This is a genomic window from Streptomyces sp. NPDC054975 (assembly GCF_053609105.1).
Genome location: NZ_JBSGWV010000003.1, coordinates 163,847 through 186,658, shown reverse-complemented (window position 1 = coordinate 186,658; position 22,812 = coordinate 163,847). Strand labels below are relative to the sequence as shown.

General features: G+C 69.9%; 18 protein-coding genes and 1 pseudogene. 13 read left to right on the top strand and 6 right to left on the bottom strand.

The genetic code is table 11. From position 1 onward, the window contains the following. The first annotated feature begins 1 nt into the window (after position 1). The 3 genes from ACWF79_RS05705 to ACWF79_RS05695 are packed head-to-tail and all read left to right on the top strand — an operon-like array spanning position 2 to position 3,562. Entirely contained in the window at positions 2-1,327 is a 1,326-nt protein-coding gene (locus tag ACWF79_RS05705; RefSeq protein WP_453726766.1) for an ABC transporter substrate-binding protein, read from the top strand. A 10-nt stretch (positions 1,328-1,337) separates the two neighbouring features. Next, on the top strand, positions 1,338-2,702 hold the full coding sequence (locus ACWF79_RS05700) for a carbohydrate ABC transporter permease (protein WP_453726765.1): 1,365 nt from the start codon (positions 1,338-1,340) through the stop codon (positions 2,700-2,702). Then, positions 2,699-3,562 carry a carbohydrate ABC transporter permease gene (locus ACWF79_RS05695; protein WP_453726764.1) on the top strand — a complete coding sequence of 288 codons (864 nt, stop codon included), beginning with the start codon at positions 2,699-2,701 and terminating at the stop codon, positions 3,560-3,562. The genes ACWF79_RS05700 and ACWF79_RS05695 overlap by 4 nt, the downstream gene beginning before the upstream one ends. A gap of 46 nt (positions 3,563-3,608) precedes the next feature. Here ACWF79_RS05695 and ACWF79_RS05690 read toward each other — a convergent pair whose 3' ends face one another. From ACWF79_RS05690 to ACWF79_RS05680, 3 genes are read right to left on the bottom strand one after another with little or no spacing between them, the layout of a single operon-like run. Beyond that, positions 3,609-4,775 carry an oxygenase MpaB family protein gene (locus ACWF79_RS05690; protein WP_453726763.1) on the bottom strand — a complete coding sequence of 389 codons (1,167 nt, stop codon included), beginning with the start codon at positions 4,773-4,775 and terminating at the stop codon, positions 3,609-3,611. Positions 4,776-4,824: 49 nt separating this feature from the next. Beyond that, on the bottom strand, positions 4,825-5,877 hold the full coding sequence (locus tag ACWF79_RS05685) for a polyprenyl synthetase family protein (RefSeq protein WP_453726762.1): 1,053 nt from the start codon (positions 5,875-5,877) through the stop codon (positions 4,825-4,827). Next, a complete protein-coding gene (locus tag ACWF79_RS05680; protein ID WP_453726761.1) occupies positions 5,870-6,148 on the bottom strand; it encodes a polyprenyl synthetase in 279 nt (92 codons plus the stop codon). Before ACWF79_RS05680 ends, ACWF79_RS05685 begins: the two co-directional genes overlap by 8 nt. A gap of 1,120 nt (positions 6,149-7,268) precedes the next feature. On the opposite strand from ACWF79_RS05680, the pseudogene ACWF79_RS05675 reads away from it, so the two are divergent. Together ACWF79_RS05675 and ACWF79_RS05670 are read left to right on the top strand one after the other, a co-directional pair. Further along, positions 7,269-7,504, top strand: a pseudogene (locus ACWF79_RS05675) (DUF4246 family protein); the annotation flags it as partial. A gap of 143 nt (positions 7,505-7,647) precedes the next feature. Further along, entirely contained in the window at positions 7,648-8,370 is a 723-nt protein-coding gene (locus tag ACWF79_RS05670) for a sugar transferase (RefSeq protein ID WP_453726760.1), read from the top strand. A gap of 47 nt (positions 8,371-8,417) precedes the next feature. On the opposite strand, the gene ACWF79_RS05665 is transcribed toward ACWF79_RS05670, so the two are convergent. The 3 genes from ACWF79_RS05665 to ACWF79_RS05655 all read right to left on the bottom strand — a co-directional run bounded on the left by ACWF79_RS05665 (position 8,418) and on the right by ACWF79_RS05655 (position 13,573). Beyond that, the gene (locus ACWF79_RS05665; RefSeq protein ID WP_453726759.1) at positions 8,418-9,557 is read right to left on the bottom strand and encodes a hypothetical protein; all 1,140 of its coding nucleotides are present in this window, start codon (positions 9,555-9,557) and stop codon (positions 8,418-8,420) included. Beyond that, a complete protein-coding gene (wecB, locus tag ACWF79_RS05660; protein ID WP_453726758.1) occupies positions 9,554-10,696 on the bottom strand; it encodes a non-hydrolyzing UDP-N-acetylglucosamine 2-epimerase in 1,143 nt (380 codons plus the stop codon). The genes ACWF79_RS05665 and wecB overlap by 4 nt, the downstream gene beginning before the upstream one ends. Before the next feature lie 252 nt (positions 10,697-10,948). Further along, positions 10,949-13,573: an ATP-binding protein gene (locus ACWF79_RS05655; RefSeq protein ID WP_453726757.1), complete on the bottom strand. Its 2,625-nt coding sequence runs from the start codon at positions 13,571-13,573 to the stop codon at positions 10,949-10,951. Positions 13,574-13,764: 191 nt separating this feature from the next. Between ACWF79_RS05655 and ACWF79_RS05650 the strand changes: the two genes are divergently transcribed. From ACWF79_RS05650 to ACWF79_RS05615, 8 genes are all read left to right on the top strand, one after another. Further along, positions 13,765-14,952: a glycosyltransferase gene (locus ACWF79_RS05650; protein WP_453726756.1), complete on the top strand. Its 1,188-nt coding sequence runs from the start codon at positions 13,765-13,767 to the stop codon at positions 14,950-14,952. Between the two features lie 155 nt (positions 14,953-15,107). Next, complete coding sequence (locus ACWF79_RS05645; protein WP_453726755.1) at positions 15,108-15,836, top strand: hypothetical protein; 729 nt, start codon at positions 15,108-15,110, stop codon at positions 15,834-15,836. Between the two features lie 77 nt (positions 15,837-15,913). Further along, positions 15,914-16,669 (top strand): WecB/TagA/CpsF family glycosyltransferase, encoded by a 756-nt coding sequence (locus ACWF79_RS05640; RefSeq protein WP_453726754.1) that lies wholly within the window; start codon positions 15,914-15,916, stop codon positions 16,667-16,669. After that, positions 16,666-18,129: an oligosaccharide flippase family protein gene (locus tag ACWF79_RS05635; protein WP_453726753.1), complete on the top strand. Its 1,464-nt coding sequence runs from the start codon at positions 16,666-16,668 to the stop codon at positions 18,127-18,129. Before ACWF79_RS05640 ends, ACWF79_RS05635 begins: the two co-directional genes overlap by 4 nt. Further along, the gene (locus tag ACWF79_RS05630; RefSeq protein WP_453726752.1) at positions 18,126-19,628 is read left to right on the top strand and encodes an O-antigen ligase family protein; all 1,503 of its coding nucleotides are present in this window, start codon (positions 18,126-18,128) and stop codon (positions 19,626-19,628) included. The genes ACWF79_RS05635 and ACWF79_RS05630 overlap by 4 nt, the downstream gene beginning before the upstream one ends. A 14-nt stretch (positions 19,629-19,642) precedes the next feature. Beyond that, complete coding sequence (locus ACWF79_RS05625; RefSeq protein ID WP_453726751.1) at positions 19,643-20,734, top strand: glycoside hydrolase family 113; 1,092 nt, start codon at positions 19,643-19,645, stop codon at positions 20,732-20,734. 179 nt (positions 20,735-20,913) lie between these two features. Continuing rightward, the gene (locus ACWF79_RS05620) at positions 20,914-21,747 is read left to right on the top strand and encodes a polysaccharide deacetylase family protein (protein ID WP_453726750.1); all 834 of its coding nucleotides are present in this window, start codon (positions 20,914-20,916) and stop codon (positions 21,745-21,747) included. Positions 21,748-21,784: 37 nt separating this feature from the next. Further along, the gene (locus tag ACWF79_RS05615) at positions 21,785-22,777 is read left to right on the top strand and encodes a glycosyltransferase family 2 protein (RefSeq protein ID WP_453726749.1); all 993 of its coding nucleotides are present in this window, start codon (positions 21,785-21,787) and stop codon (positions 22,775-22,777) included. The last annotated feature ends 35 nt before the right edge of the window (positions 22,778-22,812 follow it).

Below are 22,812 nucleotides of genomic sequence, written 5' to 3'. Positions count from 1 at the left end.
CATGAAGATGCGACGACGTACGGCGATGGCGTGCTGCTCGGCGCTCACCCTGGCACTGGGGGCGACCGCCTGCGGCGGCAGCCCGGTGAGCGCGGGCGGCGGCGGTAAGGAACTCAGCGGCCAGACCCTGAACGTGGCCGGTGTCTGGTCCGGCGCCGAGCAGAAGAACTTCCAGAAGGTGCTGGACTCCTTCACCGAGAAGACCGGCGCCAAGACCCAGTTCACCTCGACCGGTGACAACGTCTCCACGGTCGTCGGCAGCAAGATCGAGGGCGGCAACGCCCCCGACGTGGTGATGGTCCCCCAGGTCGGCGTGTTGCAGCAGTTCGCCCGGCAGCAGTGGCTCAAGCCGCTGTCGGACACCGCGAAGAAGTCCGTCGACGCCAACTACGCGCCGGTGTGGAAGAACTACGGCACCGTCGACGGCACCCTGTACGGCCTGTACTTCAAGGCCGCTCACAAGTCGACCGTCTGGTACAGCCCTGAGGCGTTCGACCAGGCGGGTGTGAAGCCGCCGAAGACGTACGAGGAGATGCTGAAGAGCGGGCAGGCGGTCTCCGACTCGGGCCTGCCGGCCTTCGCGGTCGCCGGCGAGGACGGCTGGACGCTCACCGACTGGTTCGAGAACATCTACCTCTCCCAGGCCGGCCCCGAGAAGTACGACAAGCTCGCCCAGCACGAGATCAAGTGGACCGACCCGACCGTGGTGAAGGCGCTGACCACCCTCGGCGCGCTCTTCGCCGACAAGAAGCTGATCGCGGGCGGCCAGAAGGGCGCGCTGAGCACCGACTTCCCCGGCTCCGTCGAGAAGGTCTTCGGCCCGAAGCCCGAGGCCGGGATGGTGTACGAGGGCGACTTCGTCGCCGGCATCGCCAAGGACCAGTTCGGCAGGAAGATCGGCGAGGACGCCACCTTCTTCCCCTTCCCCGCGGTCGCGGGCGGCAAGGCACCGGTGGTCAGCGGCGGTGACGCGGCCGTCGTCCTGAAGGACGGCAAGAACCAGAAGGCCGCGATGGCGTTCATGGAGTACCTCGCGACGCCGGAGGCCGCGGCCGTGTGGGCCGGGGCGGGCGGCTTCCTGTCGCCGAACAAGAAGCTCGACCTCACCTCCTACGGCGACGACACGCTGCGTGAGACCGCCAAGTCGCTGATGGACGCCGGGGATTCGGTGCGCTTCGACATGTCGGACCAGGCTCCGGCGGCGTTCGGCGGCACCAAGGGCGTGGGCGAGTGGAAGATCCTCCAGGACTTCCTGCGCGACTCGTCGAACCCGGCGGGCACCGCCGCGGCGCTGGAGAGCGCGGCGGCCAAGGCGTACAAGAGCTGAGGCGGCCGTCATGACCACACTCACCGCTCCCCCGCCGCCCCGGGCCGGCGCCGCCGAGGGCGGCCGGCGGGAGACCAGTCCGCGGGACCGGGCCAGGCGCCGCAGGCGGATCATCGCCGTCGCGTTCGTGCTGCCGGCGCTCCTGCTGCTCGGCGCGCTGGTCGTCTACCCGGTGCTGTTCTCCGTGGGCCGCAGCTTCTTCGACGCGTCCGGCACGCAGTTCGTCGGCGGGGGCAACTACGCGGAGATGTTCCGCGACCCGGCCACCCTGACCGCCATCCGCAACAGCGCCATCTGGGTGGTCGTCGCGCCGACACTGCTCACTGGTCTCGGGCTGATACTCGCGGTACTGGTGGAGAAGGTCCGCTGGGCGACCGCGTTCAAGCTGCTGCTGTTCATGCCGATGGCCGTCTCCTTCCTGGCGGCCGGCATCATCTTCCGCCTCGCCTACGAGGAGGACCCGGACAAGGGCGTGCTGAACGCGGCCGTGGTCGGCGTGCACGACGTGTTCGAGGACTCCTCGTCGTACCCGAAGGCCCGGGCCCGCGAGGGGCAGGGGCTCGAGAAGCGGCCGGACGGCTCGTACGGGACGGCCGACGCGCTCTCCCCGGGGCAGAGCGTCGCCCTCGGCTTCGTCGGCGTGCCGCCCAAGGAGCTGCCCGCCGGCGCGAAGCAGGCTGCGGCCGGCCAGGCCGGTCCGAAGGAGGTGGCCGGCGCCGTGTACCTCGACTTCACTCCTGGTGGCGGCGGACGGCCCGGTGCCGTCGACGCCGGGGAGCGGGGGCTGCCCGGCATGGCGGTGGAGGCGGTGCGCGACGGCAAGACCGTCGCCACCGCGACCACGGCCGCCGACGGATCGTTCCGCTTCACCGACCTCACGGCGGGCGCGTACACGGTACGGCTGCCCGCGGAGAACTTCGCGCCGCCTTACGAGGGTGTCTCCTGGCTCGGTCCCGCCCTGGTCACTCCGGCGATCATCGGCGCGTACCTGTGGATCTGGACGGGCTTCGCGATGGTGCTCATCGGCGCCGGTCTCTCGTCCCTGCCGCGCGACGCGCTGGAGGCGGCGCGGATGGACGGGGCCAACGAGTGGCAGGTCTTCCGCCGGATCACCGTGCCGCTGCTGGCGCCCGTGCTGACCGTCGTCTTCGTGACGCTGGTGATCAATGTGATGAAGGTCTTCGACCTGATCTACATCATCGCGCCGGGGCCGGTGCAGGAGGACGCCACCGTGCTGGCCACCCAGATGTGGCTCGTCTCCTTCGGCGGCGGCAACAACCAGGGGCTCGGCAGCGCGCTCGGTGTGCTGCTCCTGCTCCTGGTGATCCCCGCGATGGTGTTCAACGTCCGCCGCTTCCGCAGGAGTCAGTCATGAGTGCGACCGCGACGATGCCGGGCGGCCGGCTGCGCCGCTGGCTGGGCAACGGCCTGGTCCAGGCGTTCCTGGCCGTGGTCGGCCTGATCTGGGTGACCCCGGTCGCCGGGCTGCTGCTGTCCTCGCTGCGCTCGGCGAGCGACAACGCGGCGAGCGGCTGGTGGACGGCGCTGACCGGGCCCGGCCAGCTGTCCCTGGACAACTACACCGCTCTCCTGGGCAACGCGGGCATCACACGGGCCTTCTGGAACACGGTCCTGATCTCGGTGCCGACGACCGTCCTGGTCGTCGTCGTGGCGGCGCTCGCCGGATACGCCTTCGCCTGGCTGGATTTCCCGGGCCGGGACTGGATCTTCCTCGGCGTGGTGGCGCTGCTGGTGGTGCCGGTGCAGGTGGGTCTGCTGCCGGTGGCGAAGCTGTTCGGACAGCTGGGGCTGTTCGGCACGATCCCGGGCGTGGTGCTCTTCCACGTCGCGTACGGGCTGCCGTTCGCCGTCTTCCTGCTGCGCAACTACTTCGCCGACATCCCCCGCGAGATGCTGGAGGCTGCGCGGATGGACGGGGGCGGCGAATGGCGGATCTTCACGCGGCTGGTACTGCCGGTGGGTCGCCCGGCGATCGCCAGCCTGGCGATCTTCCAGTTCCTGTGGGTGTGGAACGACATGCTGGTGGCGCTGCTCTTCGCCGACAGCTCCTCGCAGCCGCTGACGGTGGAACTGCAGTCGCAGGTGCGGCAGTTCGGCAGCAACATCGATGTCCTCGCGCCGGGCGCCTTCCTCTCCCTCATCGTGCCGGTGGTGGTCTTCTTTGCCTTCCAGCGTCACTTCGTGCAGGGAGTGATGGCCGGTTCGGTGAAGTGACCGGAAGGGCGGGGGCAGGGCAGGGACCCTGCCCCCTTCCGGCCGATCACAGTGCGGCGACGGTGGGAGGAGGGGGTGTCCATCGGCGGGTGCGCAGGATGGTGGAGGGGACGTCGTAGTCCTTCTTCAGGTGTTCAGGGATGGCGTAGTGCATGACGCGGCCGCGGGTCAGTGAGCTGAGTTCGAAGAGAGTGGTCAGGTGGCCGAGGCGGTCCAGGGCCCAGGCGCCCAGCGGTGAGCTGTCCTCGATCGTCTCCAGGATGCCGAGGAGCGCCGGTGCGGCTTTGACCGCGGTGTCCCACGGGGTGCGGGGGACTTGCAGCCAGTCGGCGCAGGTGTCGCCGACGAGGTAGCGGATGAGGGCGCTGACGAGGGGGTCGAAGAGGGTGCCGGGGACGACTTCTTCGAAGAGGTCGATGAGCTGACGGGTGAGAAGGGCGCCCTCTTCGGAGGGCCCCATGTGGCGGGTCATGTACAGGTCCGAGAACTCGCGGGCTTGTTCCAAGCTCTGTGGCGCGTGGGCTTGGTCGATGCCGAGCATGGCGCCGACGACGCGCCACGCGTAGTAGTACGCCTCGGCGCCTTCGGTGCTCATGTGGATGCCGAGCCGGTGCAGGGCGTCCAGGACCTGGATCGAGAACATCATCTGTCCGCCGATCATGTCCTCCTGGCAGATCGGGGTGCCCAGGTTCTCGGTGTCCCAGCGGTCTTCGCGGCGCAGGTGATGGCGAATGGACGCGTGCAGGAGGCGGACCTTCTGGGCTGCGGGGATGAACCGGCTGCCGGCTTCGAAGGCGTCGGGTCGCATGAGGTAGACGGTGAACTGCCCGGTCTCCGCCATCCGTTTGGACGGGTACTTCAGCCCATGGGTGGCGGAGAGCAGTTTGGCGACGTGAGGCAGGACGTAGCAGGCGGGCATCGAGGCGAAGGAGAGGGCCGTGGAGATGTGGACGTTGTTGTCGATGAAGAACAGCCGGGCCTTTTCCATCTCACCCCAGTCCACCCAGGAGGGCGGGGCGCTCGTCTCGTGGAGGTACTGGCGGGCCACCTCAGGGAGCCCCTCGGGAAGTTCCTGGCCCGTTGTGGAGACGTAGCGCATCAGGGTGTTGAACGTGCCGATCTCGCCGCGCTCGAAGAGCGTCGCCACGGTGGCGTCGGCCAGCTCGTCACCCGCCAGGCGCAGGCTTTGGAGGGACTGCTCGGTGTAGGCCATCGGGGGCTCCTTGCAGAAAGAAGTGGGGGCTGGGCCGGGCGCGAGGGGTTCAGTGATGGCGGACGGTGGCCATGCGTGCCAGGTCGGCCAGCGTTCGGGCGGCTTCCAGGGGCAGCGCCGTGTCGTCAAGGACGGCGGTGGCGACGTGGATTCGCTCAGTGATCATGTCCTCGATACGGGCGGGCGCCCCGGTGCGGTACATGATCTCCCGCACGCGCAGCACACCGTCCTCGTCGAGTTCGCGCTGCCCCAACGTCTGCTCCAGCACGCGCCGTTCGTCGGCTGTGGCGTGTTGCCAGGTGTGCGCCAGCAGGGCGGTGGGGCGGTGTGCGGTGAGGTCGTCCGCGTTCGCCTTGCCGGTCCGCTCCGGGTCTCCGAAAAGCCCGAGCAGGTCGTCCCGCAACTGGAACGCCTCCCCCAGCGGCAGCCCGTAGTCGGAGAACGCCGCGCGTAGCCCTGGAGAGGCACCGGCGAGGGCCCCGCCGATGTGCAGCGGATGTTCCACCGTGTACTTGGCGGTCTTGTAGCGGATCACCTTCAGGGAGGCGTGCGGGTCCGGGCGAGCTCCGGTGCGGAGGATCTCAAGGCACTCCCCCGCCACCAGCTCGCGGGCCAACACGCCCCACAGGGGGCGCGCCCGCGAAAGATAGGCTCCCGGCAGACCGCAGGTGGTGAACAGCTGGCCGGCCCAGGACATCAGCAGGTCACCCACCAGCATGGCCAGCGAGCGAGCAGCCGCCTTCGGGCGCGGACTGGCGGTGGTGGCGGAGCGGAGCGCCAGGTGAGGGGTGGGCAGCCCGTGGCGCTGAGCACTGTGGTCGATGAGGTCGTCGTGCACGACGGCCGCGGCGTGTACGAGTTCCATCGCCGCCGCCGCACGGACCAGGGCGTCGCTGTCCGGCTGGCCGGCCGCCCGCCATCCCCAGTAACAGAACGCCGCCCGCAAACGCTTCCCGTGAGCCGTGGCGACCTGGAGCTGGTCCGCCACGGGAGCCAGGTCCACGTCGATGTCGAGCAGCGCGTCGGTCTCCTGCTGGACGAAGTGCCGCAGCACCTGGTCCACACGGGCCTTCAGGGCACCCTGCCCGGCGCCTTCAGGCATCAACCGGTCCACTGCGCCGGGCAACCACATGCCGGGCGAGCAACTCCATGTGTGCCGGCGGAACGGCATACCGGTCCAGGACCAGACGCCCGCGGGCCTTGATCTCCTCCTGCCCCTCATCCGCGAGCCCGGCCACGTCGGAGCGCCCCAACAGCCCCCGTACCTCACCCACCGCACTGCTCACCGCGGTGACCGCGATATCGGCCAGACCCGCCACAAGCAGCACCGCATCCCTCGGTCGTCCCCCGCGCGGCCCGCTCTCGTACGCCATGTCGTCCTCCCCTTCGGCCATCTGCCGTCCAACGGCAGCATCAGCTGCTCTCCGAGACCGGGGCCGGTGGTCCGCCCCTCCCCGAAGAAAGCCTGACCGAGCCGCACCGGACACGCAGGGAAGATCACCTATCGGGCGACCCACCAGACGCGTGTTCCACCTGACCAGGCAGAAAGCCACAGGTGCCTTGTGTCTCGCCGTGCCCGGGCCCCCGTCCCGCTGCCCCTCGGAGCCGGAGGCGTCGATCCGAGCTTGGTTGATCCCGGAGTACAGGGCTCCGTGCTCGTGCCGATGCTCGGGATCGAGCGCCAGGCCCGGACCGGACCGTCTGTGCACAGCCGCGCGTCTCGAACAGAGCGTCGCTCCGCACGGTCACGCACCCGTACAACTCCGACCGGAACACCACCGCCACCGTCAACGCGTCTCGTTGACCCCCCGAGAACTCGATCACCTCGATCACCAAGCTCTTCGGCATCAGGCCCGGCAGGCTCATCGTCAACTGACCTCTGGCGCTGCGGTGTCAGCGGGCTCGCCCGGTGAGACGAGTAACGACGACAACGGTCTGCGTGAGGTCTACGGGCTGGAGGACGAAGACGCAGTCAACACGACCCGGCCCTAAAGGACCGGTCTTGGAGGTAGTGCCCAGCTGGATGCTGGGTTGGCTCCTCCGTCCAGACACCCCTATGGGGTGGCAGGGACGCGTGACTCAGGCCCCGCATTCCACACAGCAGCGCCGCGTGCGGCGAGGTTGCGGGAAGCATTCCCGTCAGCGTAGGCAACGACCCCGCCCCCGGCAGATGAAAAGCCCCTGGTCGACACGGTTGCGCTTGTCGACGTGGCCGCACTCGGCGCATGTCTGCGACGTACGCGGGATTGACGGAGACCAGGGGCACTCCCGCCCGCTTGGCCTTGTAGACGATGAAGTCCGCTCAGCCTCGGTCACGATCGTCTTGGCGATGACGTGGCTCATGTTCTTGGCGTGCCGCTGCTCACGGCGGGAACGCTCCTGCAACCGGCGCTTGGCGGATTTGGTCCGCCTCTTCTGGAGCTTGGCCCGCAGCGCAAGCTGCCGCTTGCGGTACCGGTTCAGGCCGCGCCCGGCAGCCTGGTAACCGGTGGCCGGATCGGCTCATTCCGCCTCATGGACCCCACTCGCCCGGGACACCGCAAAATCCTTGCGTTCTTCCTTGTCGACCCATCGGAAAAGATCGTCTCGACATCTGATGTGCCGCCGCAGCAACCGTGGTCCGACGCCTCTACCATGACGCTTGAACACTCATGCAAGAACGCAAGTTCTTCGTCGACGAACACAACGATCAGCTCTACGAACGAGAATTCTCCCTCTGCGAGCACTGAACCTCTTCCCTGGTGCGTGGTGCGGACCGCCTGGACGACGGCGCGTAACAGCGCCGTCGCTGGGCGAATCTGGGTAGCCCGCCGCGAAAAGATCGGGTCCGGTTACCGATGAAGCCGGCTCGGAATCATCGCAGACTGCTGGCATGCGCGGGCACGGATTCATTCATTCGACGTCACATCGCACGCGGCGCAACGTGTATATCAATCAAGGAGCCGCCGCCACCGACCACGTCTCTCGCGATCGCGGCCTTCTTTCGGCAAGCAGCCGCCAACTGATCGAAAAGCGTGTTCTCGACGTTGTTCTGGCCCTGCTGGCGCTGATCCTGCTGTCGCCGATCCTGCTGGTGGCAGCGTGCGCGGTCAAGTTGTCGTCCCCGGGCCCGGTCTCCTATCCGCAAGAGCGAGTCGGGCGCGACGGGAAGCATTTCAGGATGTTCAAGTTTCGTTCGATGTGCGTGGATGCGGAGCGTCAGCGGTCGGCCTATCTGGACCTGAACGAAAGCACCGGGCCCCTCTTCAAGATTCGTCGCGATCCTAGGATCACTCCGGTGGGACGCGTTCTTCGCAAGTGGAGCATCGATGAGTTGCCACAGTTGCTGAACGTCATACACGGCGAGATGAGTCTCGTCGGCCCGCGCCCCCCTCTTCCGGAGGAGTGTGCGCATTACGGTCCGCGGGAGTGGCAGCGATTGCTCGTGAAGCCCGGTATCACATGCATCTGGCAAGTCAGCGGACGCTCCGATGTCGAGTTCGCCGAACAAGTGCGAATGGATCTGGACTACATCGACAACTGGAACCTCTTGCTTGACCTGACGCTCCTGGTCAGGACGGTACCGGCCGTTCTCCAGCACCGAGGCGCCTACTGAGTAGCACCGAGGCGCCTACTGAGTCCTACTGAGTACTGATCGCCGAGTCACACCAAGAGCTTCGAAGCGAGGGCGATCAGGGGGTCCTGATCGATGGTGCGGGAGTGGCTGCGGGAGTGAAGGAGCAACGCCTGGTGGGCGAACATCGCGCACCAGGCGTTGGCGATGTCCTGATCGGCCGAGAACAGAACTCCTCCGTCCGGTCGCACGAAGCGGAGCAGCGCCCGCGTCAGCCCCTCCAGACGTCCGGCCCAGTGGTCCATCCGCAGGTGTCCACGCGCGCGCAGCAGGAGGCCGATACGCAAGGCCTGGGCGAGGACGTCGGAGCGTACGATCCCCCCTCCCGTGGTCTCCGCGAGCGTTCCGTCGCCGTCCTGCAGTCCCATGAGGCGGGTGTAGAGGCTCTCGACGACCTCCAGCGCCTCGTCTTCCGTAGGGGACGCCCCGATGAGCAGGCCCTCGATCCCGTAGAGGAGCGGGTGCAGCTCGCGGCACGGCCAGGCTTCCCGCAACGTCGCCTCCCAGTGCTCGCAGGTTCGGTGGCAGATCCGTGCGAGGGGTGTGCCGAGCACGCCATCAGGCATCCGGAGCAGGGCCGCGGCCGCTTTCAGGTGGTGCGGCCCCGGTTGTGTCGACCAGCGGTCGGGAAGGGGCGCACCGGCGACCGCGCCATGGGACCGTAGGACGGCGGCGCCCGCACACATGCTGTCGATGAGAGTGCAGAGGCGGGCGGCAAGGCTCTCCCATGCGCCGTGCCGGGCGACGTCGCCGAGACATGCGACGCCCCGCGCCGCCATCGCCAGGTCGAACATGAACACGCCGGCGTTCCGCCAATCGGAGCGATCGCCCGACAGGTACAGCCGCGTGGGCGGGACTCCCCGTTCCGACACGGTGCGGGTGAGCCAGTCCGACGCCCGCCGCCCGTGCTCGACAGCCTCCGCGGCACCGTCCGGAGAACTCGCCGCGCCCGACGCCAACCAGGCCATCGTGTTCAGGTAGTAGCCGGTGATCTCGAGGTAGACGAACTCCGGTCGCCCCTCCCGATCCAGCCATCCCGCGACCGCTCCGCGCTGGGGCCCCTCCTCGATCTGCACCCCGCTCCGCAACAACCATCGCTCGACGCGCCGGGCAGCCTCCGCTGTCTCGGCGGACAATCCGGTACCGGTGATCGAGGACGCCGTCTTCATCGCGAGAACTCCTTCTCCACCGCTGGCGCGAGCACGTCGCCGAGGATCTTCACGATCCGCTCGCCGGCGCAGCCGTCCCCGTAGGGGTCATGGCGCGTGGCCATGCGCGCGTAGTGGGCGGGGTCGTCGAGGAGGGCGGCCACCGCCGCGACGATTTCGTTCTGATCGGTTCCGACAAGGTTGGACGTTCCGGCCATGAGGGGCTCCTCGCGTGCCGTGCGACGGTTGGCCACGAGAAGCGGTTTGCCCAAGGCCGGTGCTTCCTCCTGGATGCCGCCCGAATCCGTGACGATCGCGTACGAGTCGGCGAGCATGTGCATGAAGGGGATGTAGCTGCGCGGCGCCAGCACCTCGACGTTCCGGGGAGGGGCCCCGTTGTTCAGGGTCTGCTGGAGCACCCGGAAGACCGGCGGAGACGGGTGACTCACCAATTGGAAGTGCACGTCGGGATAGAGACCCGCCAGTTGGCGGACAGCGCCGAAGACGGATCTGATCCCGTCGGGAATGCTCTCGCGCCGGTGCGCGGTGATCACGATGCGACGTTGCCCTTCGGGGGGCGCGGGCGTTTCACGCGGGCGCGACAGGGCCCAATGGAGCGCGTCGATACCGGTGTTCCCGGTGAGGAACACCCGGTCCGGGGCCACGCCCTCCCGTTCGAGGTTGGCCGCGGCCATCTCGCTGGGGGCGAAGTGCAGATCCGCGATCGCGCCGAGGATCCGTCGGTGGCCCTCCTCGGGCCAGGGGGCGCTGTTGTCATAGGTCCGCAGCCCGGCTTCGACGTGAGCCACGCGCGTGGAGGAGTGGAAAGCCGCGAGGCCGGCGGCCATCGTGGTCGTCGTGTCGCCCTGAACCAGGACGACGTCCGGGCGTATCTGGTCGCAGATGTCGGCGGCCCACCGAGCCACTCTCCATGCCACTTCAGCGGGCCGTTGGTTCTTTCGCATCACCGCCAACTGGTGGTCGACGTCCATCCCGAACGTCGTCAGGGCGTCGGACAACAGCTCTGCATGCTGGCCGCTCGCGCACACGGTCGTCTCGAAGTCCGAATCCAGATCGCGTAGTGCCCGAACGGGCGAATACATCTTGATGACCTCGGGCCGTGTGCCCAGGAACGCGACCACGCGGATGCGTCTCGCCATGAGTCACCACTCCTACGTCCGGCGCCGGCAAGGCGTGCTGCGGATCGGTCCCGCGTGCCCGAGGCGGTTCGTGCCTTCAGGCTCGCGGTGCGACCAGTCTGCGGTGGTGCCGGGGCAGGTTCATCGGTCACCGGAGCCGATTTTTTCGCCGCGGGATACCCAGATACCGGGGGTGGCCGTCACGACACCTCGCGTGTCCGTCATGACAGGAGTCAGAGCGTCGTGACGAAACTCAGGGCGTCGTCACCGGAGTCAGGGCCATGAGGGGTCGTCGTCGAGCGGGATGGCGGCCTGCTCGCGTGTGTGGACGCCGAGTTTCGCGAGCACGGCGGCCACGTGGTGTCCGGCGGTCTTGGGGGTGATGTAGAGCCGGGCGGCGATCTCCCTGTTGCTGAGTCCCTCGCACAGGAGGCGCTGGACCTCACGCTCGCGCTTGGTCAGGCCGTACGGGTTGGCGGACGTCGAGGCACGCCTGCCGTACGGGGAGCGCCGCACCCCGGCCGCCCGCAGGCGTTCCCGGGCGCGGTCCGCGGCCGGTCGGGCCCCCAGGGAGCGGAAGGTCTCCAGGGCCTGCCGCAGGGCGGGTACGTCACCGCCGAGGCCGGCCAGCGCCGCGTCGTACGGGCAGCCGAGCTCCTCCCACACGCGCACCGCCTCGCGCCACCTCCCGGCCGCTTCCAGGGCGTACGGCTCCGCCGCCCTCGTCTGCGGGGGGTCGCCGCCCGCCAGCCGGGACCAGCGCAGCATCCCGCCGACGAGCCAGGGGTCGCTGTCGATCGTGACCGCCTTCAGGCCGTGTTCGGCCTCCGCCACGGCGAGGCTGTCGTCCCCTTCGAGCCAGGCCGCCTCGGCGCGGGCGGCCCACACCGGGCCCGCCAGGAAGAGGTCCGCCTCTTCGCCGTACGCGAGTGCCTCGTCAAGGAGCGGCCACACGCCCGGTTCGCCTCGCCGGGCCCTGACCAGCGCCGACGTCACCAAGGGCAGCAGCCGGTGCAGCGGTTGGGGGTTCCGGCCGAGCACGTCGCCCGCCTTCTGGGCGGCCCGTGCCCACTGGCCCCGGTGCAGCATGCCGAGGGCGGCCGCTCCGAGGGCCGGCACGAGGAACATCGGGAGGTCGTGTTCGCGGCAGTACGCGCAGGTACGGACGGTGAGCCGATCGAGGCGCGGCAGGTCGTGGTGGAGTGCCGCGGTCCAGCAGGCCACCGCTCCGACCTTGCAGGCGTCGTCCGCCACGCCGTCCTCGGCCATGGCCGCATGCCAGGCGTCCTCGAAATCCTGCCAGTCCTGACCGCGGCAGGCCACGTTCACCAGGGCCTCGTAGAGGCGCGCATGGGTCTTCAGCGCGGCTTCGCCCAGGCCGAGGCCCAGCCCCACTTCGACGGCCTTGCCCGCGTAGTCGGCCGTCGTCGCGGGGTCGTAGCCGAGGCAGGCCAGTTGGGCGAGGTTGGCGTAGGCCCAGGCAAGTTCCCGGGTCGGGCCCTCGCCTTCCAGCACGCGAACGGCGTCCAGGCCCACGCGCCAGGCGTCCGTCGTGTGGACCGCGAGCCAGTGCATGTCGGAGAGCCGACGCAGGTCCTCCGCCTCCCCGCGCCGGTCGCCCTGCTCGTGGCGCAGCCGGACCGCTTCGCGCCAGGCGTCGATCGCCTCCAGAACGTTCCCGGTCACATAGCTCTCGTACGCCTGGGCTTCGAGCAGTTCGACACGCTGTGCGGGCTGGGCGGCGGCCGCGTTGCGTACGGCGCGCCCGTACAGCTCGGCGGCCTCCCGGTGTGCGCCCAGCGCCGCGGCGTAGGCGGCTGCCCTCGGGGCGTACTCGGCCATGGCCGCTTCGTCGCCGGCCTGCTCGGCGTGGAAGGCGAGTTGCGCGAGATCGACGGGGTCGACCGGACCGGAGCGCAGGGCGGCCAGGACGCGGCCGTGCAGTCGGGCGCGCCGGTAGACCGGGAGCGACTCCCAGACGGCCCGGCGGGCCAGCTCGTTACGGAAGTACAGCACCGGGCCGTCCGGGCGCAGCACACCGGATGCCAGGCAGTCCTCAAGGGCCGTGGCGGCGTCCGGTGACACAGCGGCGATCAGCTGTTCGGTGGCACGGGGCCCGATGACGGCCACCGTCTCCGCCACCTCCCGGGCCGGATCGGGGAGCCGCGCTATGCGGCCCAGTACCGCCTCACGCACGGTGGCGGGGACGCCGGGGGTGCGGGCCGCCAGGACTTCCGTGACGTAGAACGGGTTTCCATGCGTGTTGCTGAACAGCTCGTAAGCGTCCACCGGGTGCCCGGCCGCGGCCGTCAGATCGGCGACCGCCCGGCGGCTCAGCGGCTCCAGCGTGCAGCGGTGGACCGCGGCGAGAGCGGCGAGGTCGCCCAGGACCACCGCCAGGGGGTGGGCGGGTCCGATCTCGTCGTCGCGATAGGTGGCCAGGAGCAGGAGGGGGATCCGGTCGATCCGCCGCGCCAGGTAACGCACCAGGTCCAAGGTGGCCTGGTCGGCCCAGTTGAGGTCCTCGATCACCAGCAGTGTCGGCTGCCCACCGGTCTGGCCGCCGAGCGCGTTGAGCAGCGCGCTGAAGATTCCGCCCGGGTCGGTACGTCGGCGCAGGCCGGCCTCCAGGGACTGGGACGCCGGCGGGCCGAGCAGCGTGGCGATGTCCATCAAAGGGCCCAGGGGGCGCGGCGCGAAGAGCGGGTCGCACGCCCCGAGCAGAACCCGGGCGCGCCCGTTACCGCCCATCTCCTCCGCGAATCGTCGTACGACCGCGGTCTTGCCGATGCCTGCCTCACCGCGCACCAGCACCAGCTGTCCGTGGCCGTGTTCCGCCTGTTCCAGGCGGTCTGCGAGACCCTGCAGTACGGCGCCGCGTTCGAGAAGATCGGTCACGGCTGTCCCCAGCGTGGTCCGTGGTCCGTATGTGTATCCGTACACCCTCAGTCTAAGGATCTTCGGTCGAGACCGCTTTCGTGCCCGTACGGTGACCGTGTTGTCGCTCGGCGTATCTGGGTATGTCGCCGCGAAAAATCGGGTCCTGCCACCCGATGAACGTGCCTCGGTGCCATCGACAGACTGCTGACATGCGCCGCGAACCCAAGCGAACCGACACAGAGGGCCCGTCCCGTCGCGCGACCATGACCGAGGCCACCGCCTCCACGACGGGCACGGCTCGTCAGGCCGCCGGTGCGGGACCGTCCGCTCGCCCCGAGATCCACTTGTTCGAGCCATCGGGATACGCCGGGGTCTTCCAACACGCCTGCTGCCTCGGTCAGCTTCTCGGCCGGTCCGGCCGGCGCGTGGTGCTCCACACCGGGCACGAGCACGAGGAGGTGCGCATCGAGGGTGTCGACCTGTGCCCGTGCTCCTGGTGGCCACGTCATGGTCAGGCCGGCGCCCGCCGCTCCGGCGCCATCGCCCGCAGGTTCGTCAGCCGTACGCTGCCGCACCTTCACGCCGCGGTGCCACCCGGAGCGGTCCTTCACGTACAGGGCATCGCCGCGGCGGGGGCACTCACACTTCTCGCCCTGGGCGTGGGGCGGTTCCAGGATCGACTGGTGATCTACTCACCGCACGACACGTTCTCGCGACGAGGCCGGGTGGACGGCGCGTTGCTGCGGCTCGCCCTGCGCGTCCCGCACGCGATCATCGTCTACTCCCAGGCGGACGTCGAGGTTCTGCGCCGCCGCGGTCTCAAGGCGCATTGTTCTCCCCTGGTCCAGATCGTGCCCGAGACCTCGGACGACGCGCGGCTCCGGTGGCGCCACGCGTGGGGGGCCGGTCCGGACGTGTCCGTCGTCCTCTTCGCGGGATGCATCCGCCCCGAGAAGCGGCTCGACGTGCTCATCGAGGGCGCTCGCCACTGGCCTGCGAATCGGCGCCTGGCCGTCGTGGGCGAAGACCGTGGTGGATGGGCTCCCTGCGCGGAACTCGCGAAGGCCTACGGCGTCGACGTCGCCGCACGAGTGGAGTTCCTCGAACTGCCGGAGTTCACGGCGGCGATCGCGGCGGCGGATCTCGTCGTCCTGCCCTATGACAAGGCGAGCCAGAGCGGAGTGCTCGCGGTCGCCCGTCAGCTGGGCACCCCGACCGCCGCGGCGAACGTGGGCGGCCTGCGGGAACTTGCCTCACAGACGTTCGCGGCGGGGGATCCGCACGATCTCAACCGTGCCATCGACGCGCAGCTGGCCCGCGCCGTGGCACCCGACCCGTCCCTCGACGAGAACCGGGCGGTCGAAGTGCACCTTCTCGCATACGGGCGGCCGACATGACACGGGATCGTTACGGGCGTGACCCGGGGAGCCTCACGGCTCCGGACGGCACACGGCCTGGCGCGCCACACGTCGCTGAAGCGGGTGCGGGCGCGGGTACGGGTGAGCGTCGGGGCAGGGGCGCGGTCCACGGCGTTGCGCGGTGGTGGCCACTGGTGGTGCTCACCACGGTTGCCGCGGTTGTGGCGAGCGTGGTGGCCCTGGGTCCTCGGGCGCCTTCCTACAGTGCGACCACGAGGATGCCGGTCACGCCGCTTTCGCAATCGGACGAGACGTTCCTGGGAACCAGCCTGGTTCGTGATGCGGGCGATGCCACCCGTACGTCTTCCATGGTCGCGCAACTGGTGGACTCCCACCGAGTCGCCGTCGGGACCGCCCAGTCCCTCGGAGGCCGCTGGACGCCGGAATCCGTCCGCGACGCCGTGGACGTCAAGCCGGTCGGCGAGACGAACCTGATTGGGATCACCGCCCGAGCGGCCGACCCGGACCAGGCGGTCCGCCTGGCGCAGACGTTCGCCGAGACGGCTCTGAAGGATCGGTGGCAGACGGTCTCCGCCGAACTGGACCGCCGTATCGCCTTCTCGGCCGAGAACACCGCTGTCGACCCGAACACCGGGGAAGAGTCCCGGAAGCTGCAACTTCTCCGATTCGTCCGTGAGTCCGGCGCGGACCCCACCCTGGGGATCGAGTCGACCAGTCCGCCGGTGCGCGTCAAGGAGATGCCCCAAGCCGTGACGATCGGCGTGGCGGCGGTCGGCGGGATGTTCCTCGGCGTTCTCGCGGCCGTCGGGATCGAGCGATTCAGGCGCCGCGCGCCGAGCGACGACGTCGCGGCCGTCGAACGCGACCTCCCTGTGTCCTCACAGGAAATGCTGAGGAGTTGAGTCCGATGTCGTCGCCTGCCCCCGGATCGGCTCCGCCTCGCCGGATCGCACGTCTCATGGGCCTGCCCATCCATACGGTGACACTCGACGAGGCCGTCGGCCAGGTGTTCGACAGCTTGGCGGACGGGCGAGGCGGGACGGTGCTGACGCCGAACATCGACATCCTTCGGCAGTACCGGCGCTCGCCGGAGCTGCGGCGGCTGTTCGAACACACCGAGCTCGTCGTCACCGACGGCATGCCGCTGGTGGTCGCCCTGCGGATCCAGAGAACCCCGGTGCCCCGGCAGATCACCGGCACGGACATGCTCCGGGCACTGGCCGCGGGAGCGAGTGCGCGGGGGCGCTCGGTCCTGCTCGCAGGGGGTCGTCCCGGCGAGGCGCAGCGGGCCGCCGACCGTCTCACGCGGGAGAATCCGGGGCTGCGCGCCGAAACCCACCCATGCTACGTCCGGCCCGACACCATGGCCGGGGAGCTGGCGGCCCTCTCGCGCACACTGATCGCCTCGTCCCCGGACATCGTGTTCCTCGGTCTGCCCTTCGCGAGCCAGACATCGGTCATGACCGATCTGCGCCCCTCCCTGCCCGGTACGTGGTTCGTCGGCGTGGGCTCGAGTTTCGATTTCATCAACGGCGATCGCACACGCCCCCCGGACATCGTGCGGCGGCTCTGCCTCGAGTGGGCCTGGCGGCTCACGAGGCAACCCTGGCTCTGGCGCCGCTACCTGGTCCAAGGGCTTCCCACCGCCGCTCGCCTGACCGTCGAAGCCCTGCGTCTGCGGTGGCGGCGCCGTGGGTCGTCGGCGACGTCGGCCCACGGCCCGGCACTGCCGTGAACGTCCGCACCAAGGTGGTCTCCGTGCCGCGCGAACTCACCGGACGCGGCCTGATCGCCTCCGCCTCGTGGATGACCGGAACCCATCTGGTCGCCCAGGCATTCGCCTACGGATCGCTCATCTTCCTCGCACGACGCCTGCCGCCCGCGAGTTTCGGCACCGTGGCGGTCGGAACAGCCGTCGTCTACATCGCGACCCTGCTGGTGGAACGCGGCACCTACGGCGGCATCATGGTGCACCCCCGTCTCACCCAGGCCTACCTCGTACGCGCCTTCTGGCGCTGCTTCCTCATCGCCATCGCGCTCGCCGCGGCGATGGCGGCGTCCGCGGGACCCTTGGTGGGCACCTTCGCGGACGGCGGGGACGCACCCGCGGTCGCGCTGCTCGCGGTCTGCCTGCCGCTGCACGCGATCTCCGTCATCCCGACGGCGCTGCTGCACAAGTCGATGCGGTTCCGGCGACTCGGTGGGGCGACGGCCGCCGCCAACATCGCGTCCGCGGCGGTGGCCATGGCCGCGGTTCTGGCCGGCGCGGGCGTCTGGTCGCTGGTGGCGCGCCAAGTGGTGCTGTTCGGTCTGCTGGCGGTGCTCACGACCGTGCTGTGTCTGCCCGATCTGCGCGATCGGTCGACGGCTGTGTACGCCTCCGCCTCCGGCACCCGGAAACACGGGCGCACCGGCGACCGGTGGTTCTTCCTGTTCGGCGTCACCATGATGGTGGCCGCCAACGTCGACTACCTGATCGTCGGCCTCTCCAGCGACGCGAGTCTCGTCGGTCTCTACGCTGTGGCCTTCACGATCGCCATGGCGCCCGAGACGCAATTCTCGGATCAGGTGGGGAAGGTGCTCTTCGCCGCCGCCGCGTCCAGTCCCGAGACCAGCGGGGAGCGGACGGTGCAGTCCGTACGTCTGGTGTCGGCGCTTCTGCTGCCGATGCTGCCGGCAGGCATCCTGCTCGCACCGGTGGTGCTTCCGGCGGTCCTGGGGCCGGAATGGGTGGGCATGGTGACCGCCTTCCAGGTGCTGTGGGTGGCCGGCATCGGTTACGCCATCGACAACTGCATCGGTGAGGCGCTCTCAGGGAACGGACACATCGCCTTCCGCGCGAAGGTGATGGGCGTCCGCTGTATCGCCACCGCGGTCGCCCTGTGGATCCTCGTGTCGATCGACGGGATCCGTGGGGCCGCACTGGCGCACCTTGTGGTCTTCCTGCCGTACGTGGCGGTGTACGCCACCGTCGGCGCACGGCTCGCCGGAACCACGCCGCGGGAGCTCTGGCATGCCGTGCGCCCGATCGTGGCCGCGGTGGCATGGCAGGTGGCGGTGACCTTCGCCGTGCTCGCCTCCCTGAGGGCCTCGGAGACATCCGACGGCGTCGCCGTCTGCGCCGCCGTCGCCGCCGGGCTGGTGGCATCCGGGTCCGTACTGCTGTGGCCCTTCTTCCGGAGGCGATCACCGTGACCTGGGCAGCGGCCGGACGGAGCGGCGCGTCCTCGCTGCCGCCGCTCGCGCACGGATCAGGCCGTCGCGCTCTGGGCACGGCGTGTGTCGCGGTGCTGTCGGCGTTCGCTTTCGGGACCCTCCTGCCCAGCGACCCGCTCGCGGCCGTCGCCGCGATCGTCGTCATCCCGCTGGCGTTCGCGGCTCCGGTCGCCACCCTGGCCACGCTGATCGCCCTCACGGTGCTGGTGCCGATCCAGGTACAGGACCGGTTCTCCGTCGTCGGCGGAACCGGCCGGCCCGGGCTGCTGCTCGTCGACGTCCTCCTCATCCTCGGGCTGTGCCGGGTCGGATGGCTGATCCTGTCACGCAGGCTGAGGATCGACGCGCCGCTCCTCGCCGCCGCGGCCGTCGCCGTGGTGCTCACCGGCGCCCTGGCGTGGGGGATCGCGCACGGAGCCGCCGTGAGCGAGGCGGGCCATGAAGCCCGTCGTGTGATGCTCGGGGTGGGTGCGTTCGTACTGGCGTGGCCGGTGGTCCAGGACGCTGCGGCCCGACGACGTCTCGAGAACGCGTTGATCGCTCTCGGCCTGACTCTGGGTGCCTGGGGGCTGATCCAGTGGGGGTTCTCCATCAGCTTCACGACCTCGGCCGATGTCGGCGTACGCCGCGGCGTGGACCTCACCTCATCGGGCCGGGGTTCATTGCAGGGCGGGCTGTACGCGTACCCGGTCGCCGTGACCCTGGCCTGGGCCGCGCTGGTGTCCGGTCGCGTGCGGTCCGCCCCTCTGCGGTGGCTGTTGGCAGCGATCGTGTGCCTGAACGCGCTCTGCGCCTGGCTGACGTACGAGCGGACCTTCTGGATGGCCGCGTTGGTGGCCTGTGCCGTCGTGCTGATGATGTCGGGGGCCCAGGCACGCCGGATCGCGGCGAGGTGGGCGCCCGTCGGCGCCCTGTCGCTGCTCGTGTGCCTTTTCGCGCTCGCGCCCGGCGAGCTCCGCACTGCCGTGGAACGCCTGCACTCGGTCACTCGACTCGAAGTCGACAAGTCCTACGAGTACCGGGTGATCGAGTCGCAGATCGTCGGGGAGGAGATCAGAAGCCGGCCGCTGACCGGATCCGGCTTCGGCGCCACGATCACCTGGGGCAAGGACGATACGTTCAACACGCTGACGACGCCCTTCGCCCACAACGGGTACCTCTGGCTGGCCTGGAAGATCGGGATACCGGCGGCGGCCTTCCTGGTGCTCGTGATCGTGGCGGCGGTCGTGCGGCGGGGCCCGCCCGCGGAGGAGTGGCGGTCGCACGCCCTCAGGATCGGCAGCCGGGCGTCCCTGCTCGCCCTTCTCCTCATCAGCGTGACCTTTCCGGCCTTCGACGCCCTGGGCATCACCGCGGTGATGGGCCTGCTGGTCGCCGTCTGCTTCCAAGGTGGTGCCGGCACCACCTCGCCGAGACCGCTGTCGCCGCCCGGCAGCGGTGTGCCCGAGCAGACGCGGCCGCGGGTGCGGCGGACGTGAGGAGGCGATGCCCCGTGCCGGCCACCAGGCGTTCTCGCGACAAGGGCCTCGGTCCGTACGGTGCGTTGACGCGCCCCGCACGGTTGCTGGCCGGCGCCGTGCTGAGCATCATGCTCCTCGCCACGGCCATGTCCGGATGTTCCGCTGCCCCGGAGCCGGGACCGGCGCAGCAGCGGCAGTACGGTTTCGCCCTGCCCGCGTACTCCCGCGACGGTTACGGCGACGCGCCGATGATCGGGGGCTGTCTCCGCCACATCGCGGACGTCGGCGCGGGATGGGTCCAGATCACCCCCACGTGGTTCCAGGCCGGCTCCGACGCCGACGAGATAATCCGGGCCCCCGCCGGAGCGGCATGGCAGACGCCCGACGACGCCGGGATGCGCGAGGTGATCGCCCTGGCCCACGAGCGCGGACTGAAGGTCCTGCTCAAACCGCATGTCGATCTGCCGGGCGGCGAGAGCCGGAACCACATCCGGCCACGCGATCACGCCACGTGGTTCGCCTCCTACACCGCCTTCATCACCCACTACGCGGATATGGCCGCGCGGACCGGAGTGGAGCAATTCGCCGTCGGGACAGAACTGACGGGCGTCTCGGGAGAAAGGGACAAGTGGCTGGACGTCATCCGGGCCGTGCGCGACCGCTATCCGGGGCCGCTGGTGTACGCGGCCAACCACGACGAGTACCACCAGGTCGCCTTCTGGGACGCCGTGGACATGATCGGCATCGACGCCTACTGGCCCCTGAGCACGCAGCCGACCCGCGACGTGCGGGCGCTGCAACGAAGTTGGAGACCCATCCGCGAGGACCTGGCGGCGTTCGCGGCCGAACACGAGCGCCCGATCCTGTTCACCGAAGCGGGCTATGCCAGCCAGCGCGGGTCCACCACTGCCCCGTACTCCTGGACGATCAGCACGACCCCGGACGAGGCGGAGCAGGCGGCCGGCTACGAGGCGCTGTTTGCGAGCTTCCGGAACGAGTCCTGGTGGGCCGGTGTCTTCTGGTGGGCCTGGGACGTGCTGCCGCGCGGCAGCCTGGATGCCGCGCTCGATTACACGCTCCGCGGCAAGACCGCCGAGGAGGTGGTGCGACGCTGGTGGACCTGACCGGGGCCGCGAGCAACCGCCGTGGGATCGCCGCGTGCGTCGCTCCAGCGGCTCCTACGGAGCCATCGACGGGAGCTGACGGGAGCTTTCGACATGAACGACAGAGCAGGCCGATGCCGCCCGCACGGATCCACCCCCGAAGCGGATCCGCCGACAGCGCGCTGCCGTGGAGGTGCGTCATGCGACAGGACGCGATGAGCGACGAGGCAGGCGTGGTCGACACGATGCGGCGCGTCCTGGGGCCGCGGGGCCGACGAGCGGCGCGGCACGCCGTCGATGCAGTCGCCGGCCCCTGGCTCGGATCGATCGGGCGCGTGCGGACGAATCTCCCCTACATCGCGGTGACATTCGACGACGGGCCCGACCGGACGTGGACCCCGCGGGTGCTCGACGTCCTCACCGACAACGCCTGCCACGCGACGTTCTTCATGCTCCTGTACAACGCCCGTCCACACCCCGACCTCGTCCGCCGTGTGGTCGCCGAGGGCCACGAGATCGCCCTGCACGGACCTGATCACCAAAGCCTCGTCCCCCTGTCACGCCAGGCCGTACGGACGCGCCTCGAATCGGCGGCATCGGAACTCGCCGCGATCGCCGGTGCCCCCGTCCGGCTGTTCCGGCCCCCGTTCGGAGCACAGACACTGCGCAGTTATCTCGGTGTACGGGGCGCAGGCCTCGAGTGTGTCGTCTGGGACCTGGACAGCCTCGACTGGTGCGGCGGAAGCGAGCGGGACGTCGCGGACGGCGTCATCGCCCACGCCACCCAGGGCGACATCGTCCTAGCGCACGACGGCCGCGCGGGCATCGACGAGGGAGGCGGTCCCACCCCTCCGTTCGACCGCGCCAGGATGACCGAACTCCTCATCGGCGGACTGGCGCAGCGCGGGCTGCGGGGCGTCACCGTGTCGGACCTCCTCGCCGTCGGAGACGTGCACCGCACGGTCTGGTTCTCCCACTACGTACCCCCCGAGCACGACAGGTGGCGCCGTGACGTGGCCGAGCACGGCCGCTGAGCACGCGCGTACCGGGAAGGCGGACATGATGACGGACATGCGGGGACCAGGACGAGACACCGAGCTGGACGTCGTCATCGCGACCCGTGACCGCCCGGCCCACAAGCTGGCGGCCTGTCTGGACGCGCTCTGGCACCAGAGTTTCGAGCGCTTCGGTGTGATCGTGGTCGACGACGGCGGCCGGGACCCGGTGGCGCCTCGCATCGAGGCGTCCCACCCCACCCGCCCCGTCCGGATCATCCGCAATGAGAGGTCGGTCGGGCCCGCCGCGAGCCGCAACCGGGGTGTGGCCTTGTCGGACGCACCGTACGTGCTGTTCATCGACGACGACTGCATCTCCCGTCCCGAGCTGGTCGCCCGGCACCACGCCGCGTTGAGCCGTGCCGCCGGGCCCGTGGTGTCCCTCGGCCCGATCCTCGCCCCGCCGGCGCGGCGCATGCCGCCCTGGACGCACTGGGACGCCGATCGTCTGGGACGGGAATACGCCCGGCTGGGGCGCGGCGAGAGCACCCCGACGTGGACCCACTGCTACACCGGCAACCTCGCGGTCCGTCGCGCGGACTTCCGTGCCGTCGGCGGGTTCGACGAGCGCCTGGCCAGACAGGAGGACATCGAACTCGGCTTCCGGCTCTTCCGACTGGGCTGCCAATTCGCGTTCGATCCCGTCGCCGTCGTCTGGCACGACAGCGATCGCACCCTGCGGACATGGGTCCGCATCCCGGCCCTCAGCGCGCGCTTCGACGTTCTCATCGATCAGTTCGTGCCCGACGCGCGACGGCTGTCGTCGGTGCGCGAGGACCTGCGCCATCGGCACCGGCTGCTGCTCCTTGCCCGTCGGGTCTGCGGGCCGCCGGCGGCTCGTCGGTGCGCGGTCGCCGGCGCGATCGGAGCAGGTTGCCTGCTCCACGCCCTGCACGCCGACCGGCCGTCGCTGGCCGCCTTCAGCCTCGTCTGGGACCTGGAATACACCCGCGCCCTGGCGGAGGCGACATCCGCCGCCCCGGGGCGACTCGAGCGGCGGCCGGCGTAGCGGAGGATGCGAGTCGGGTCGGCATTTCCATTTCG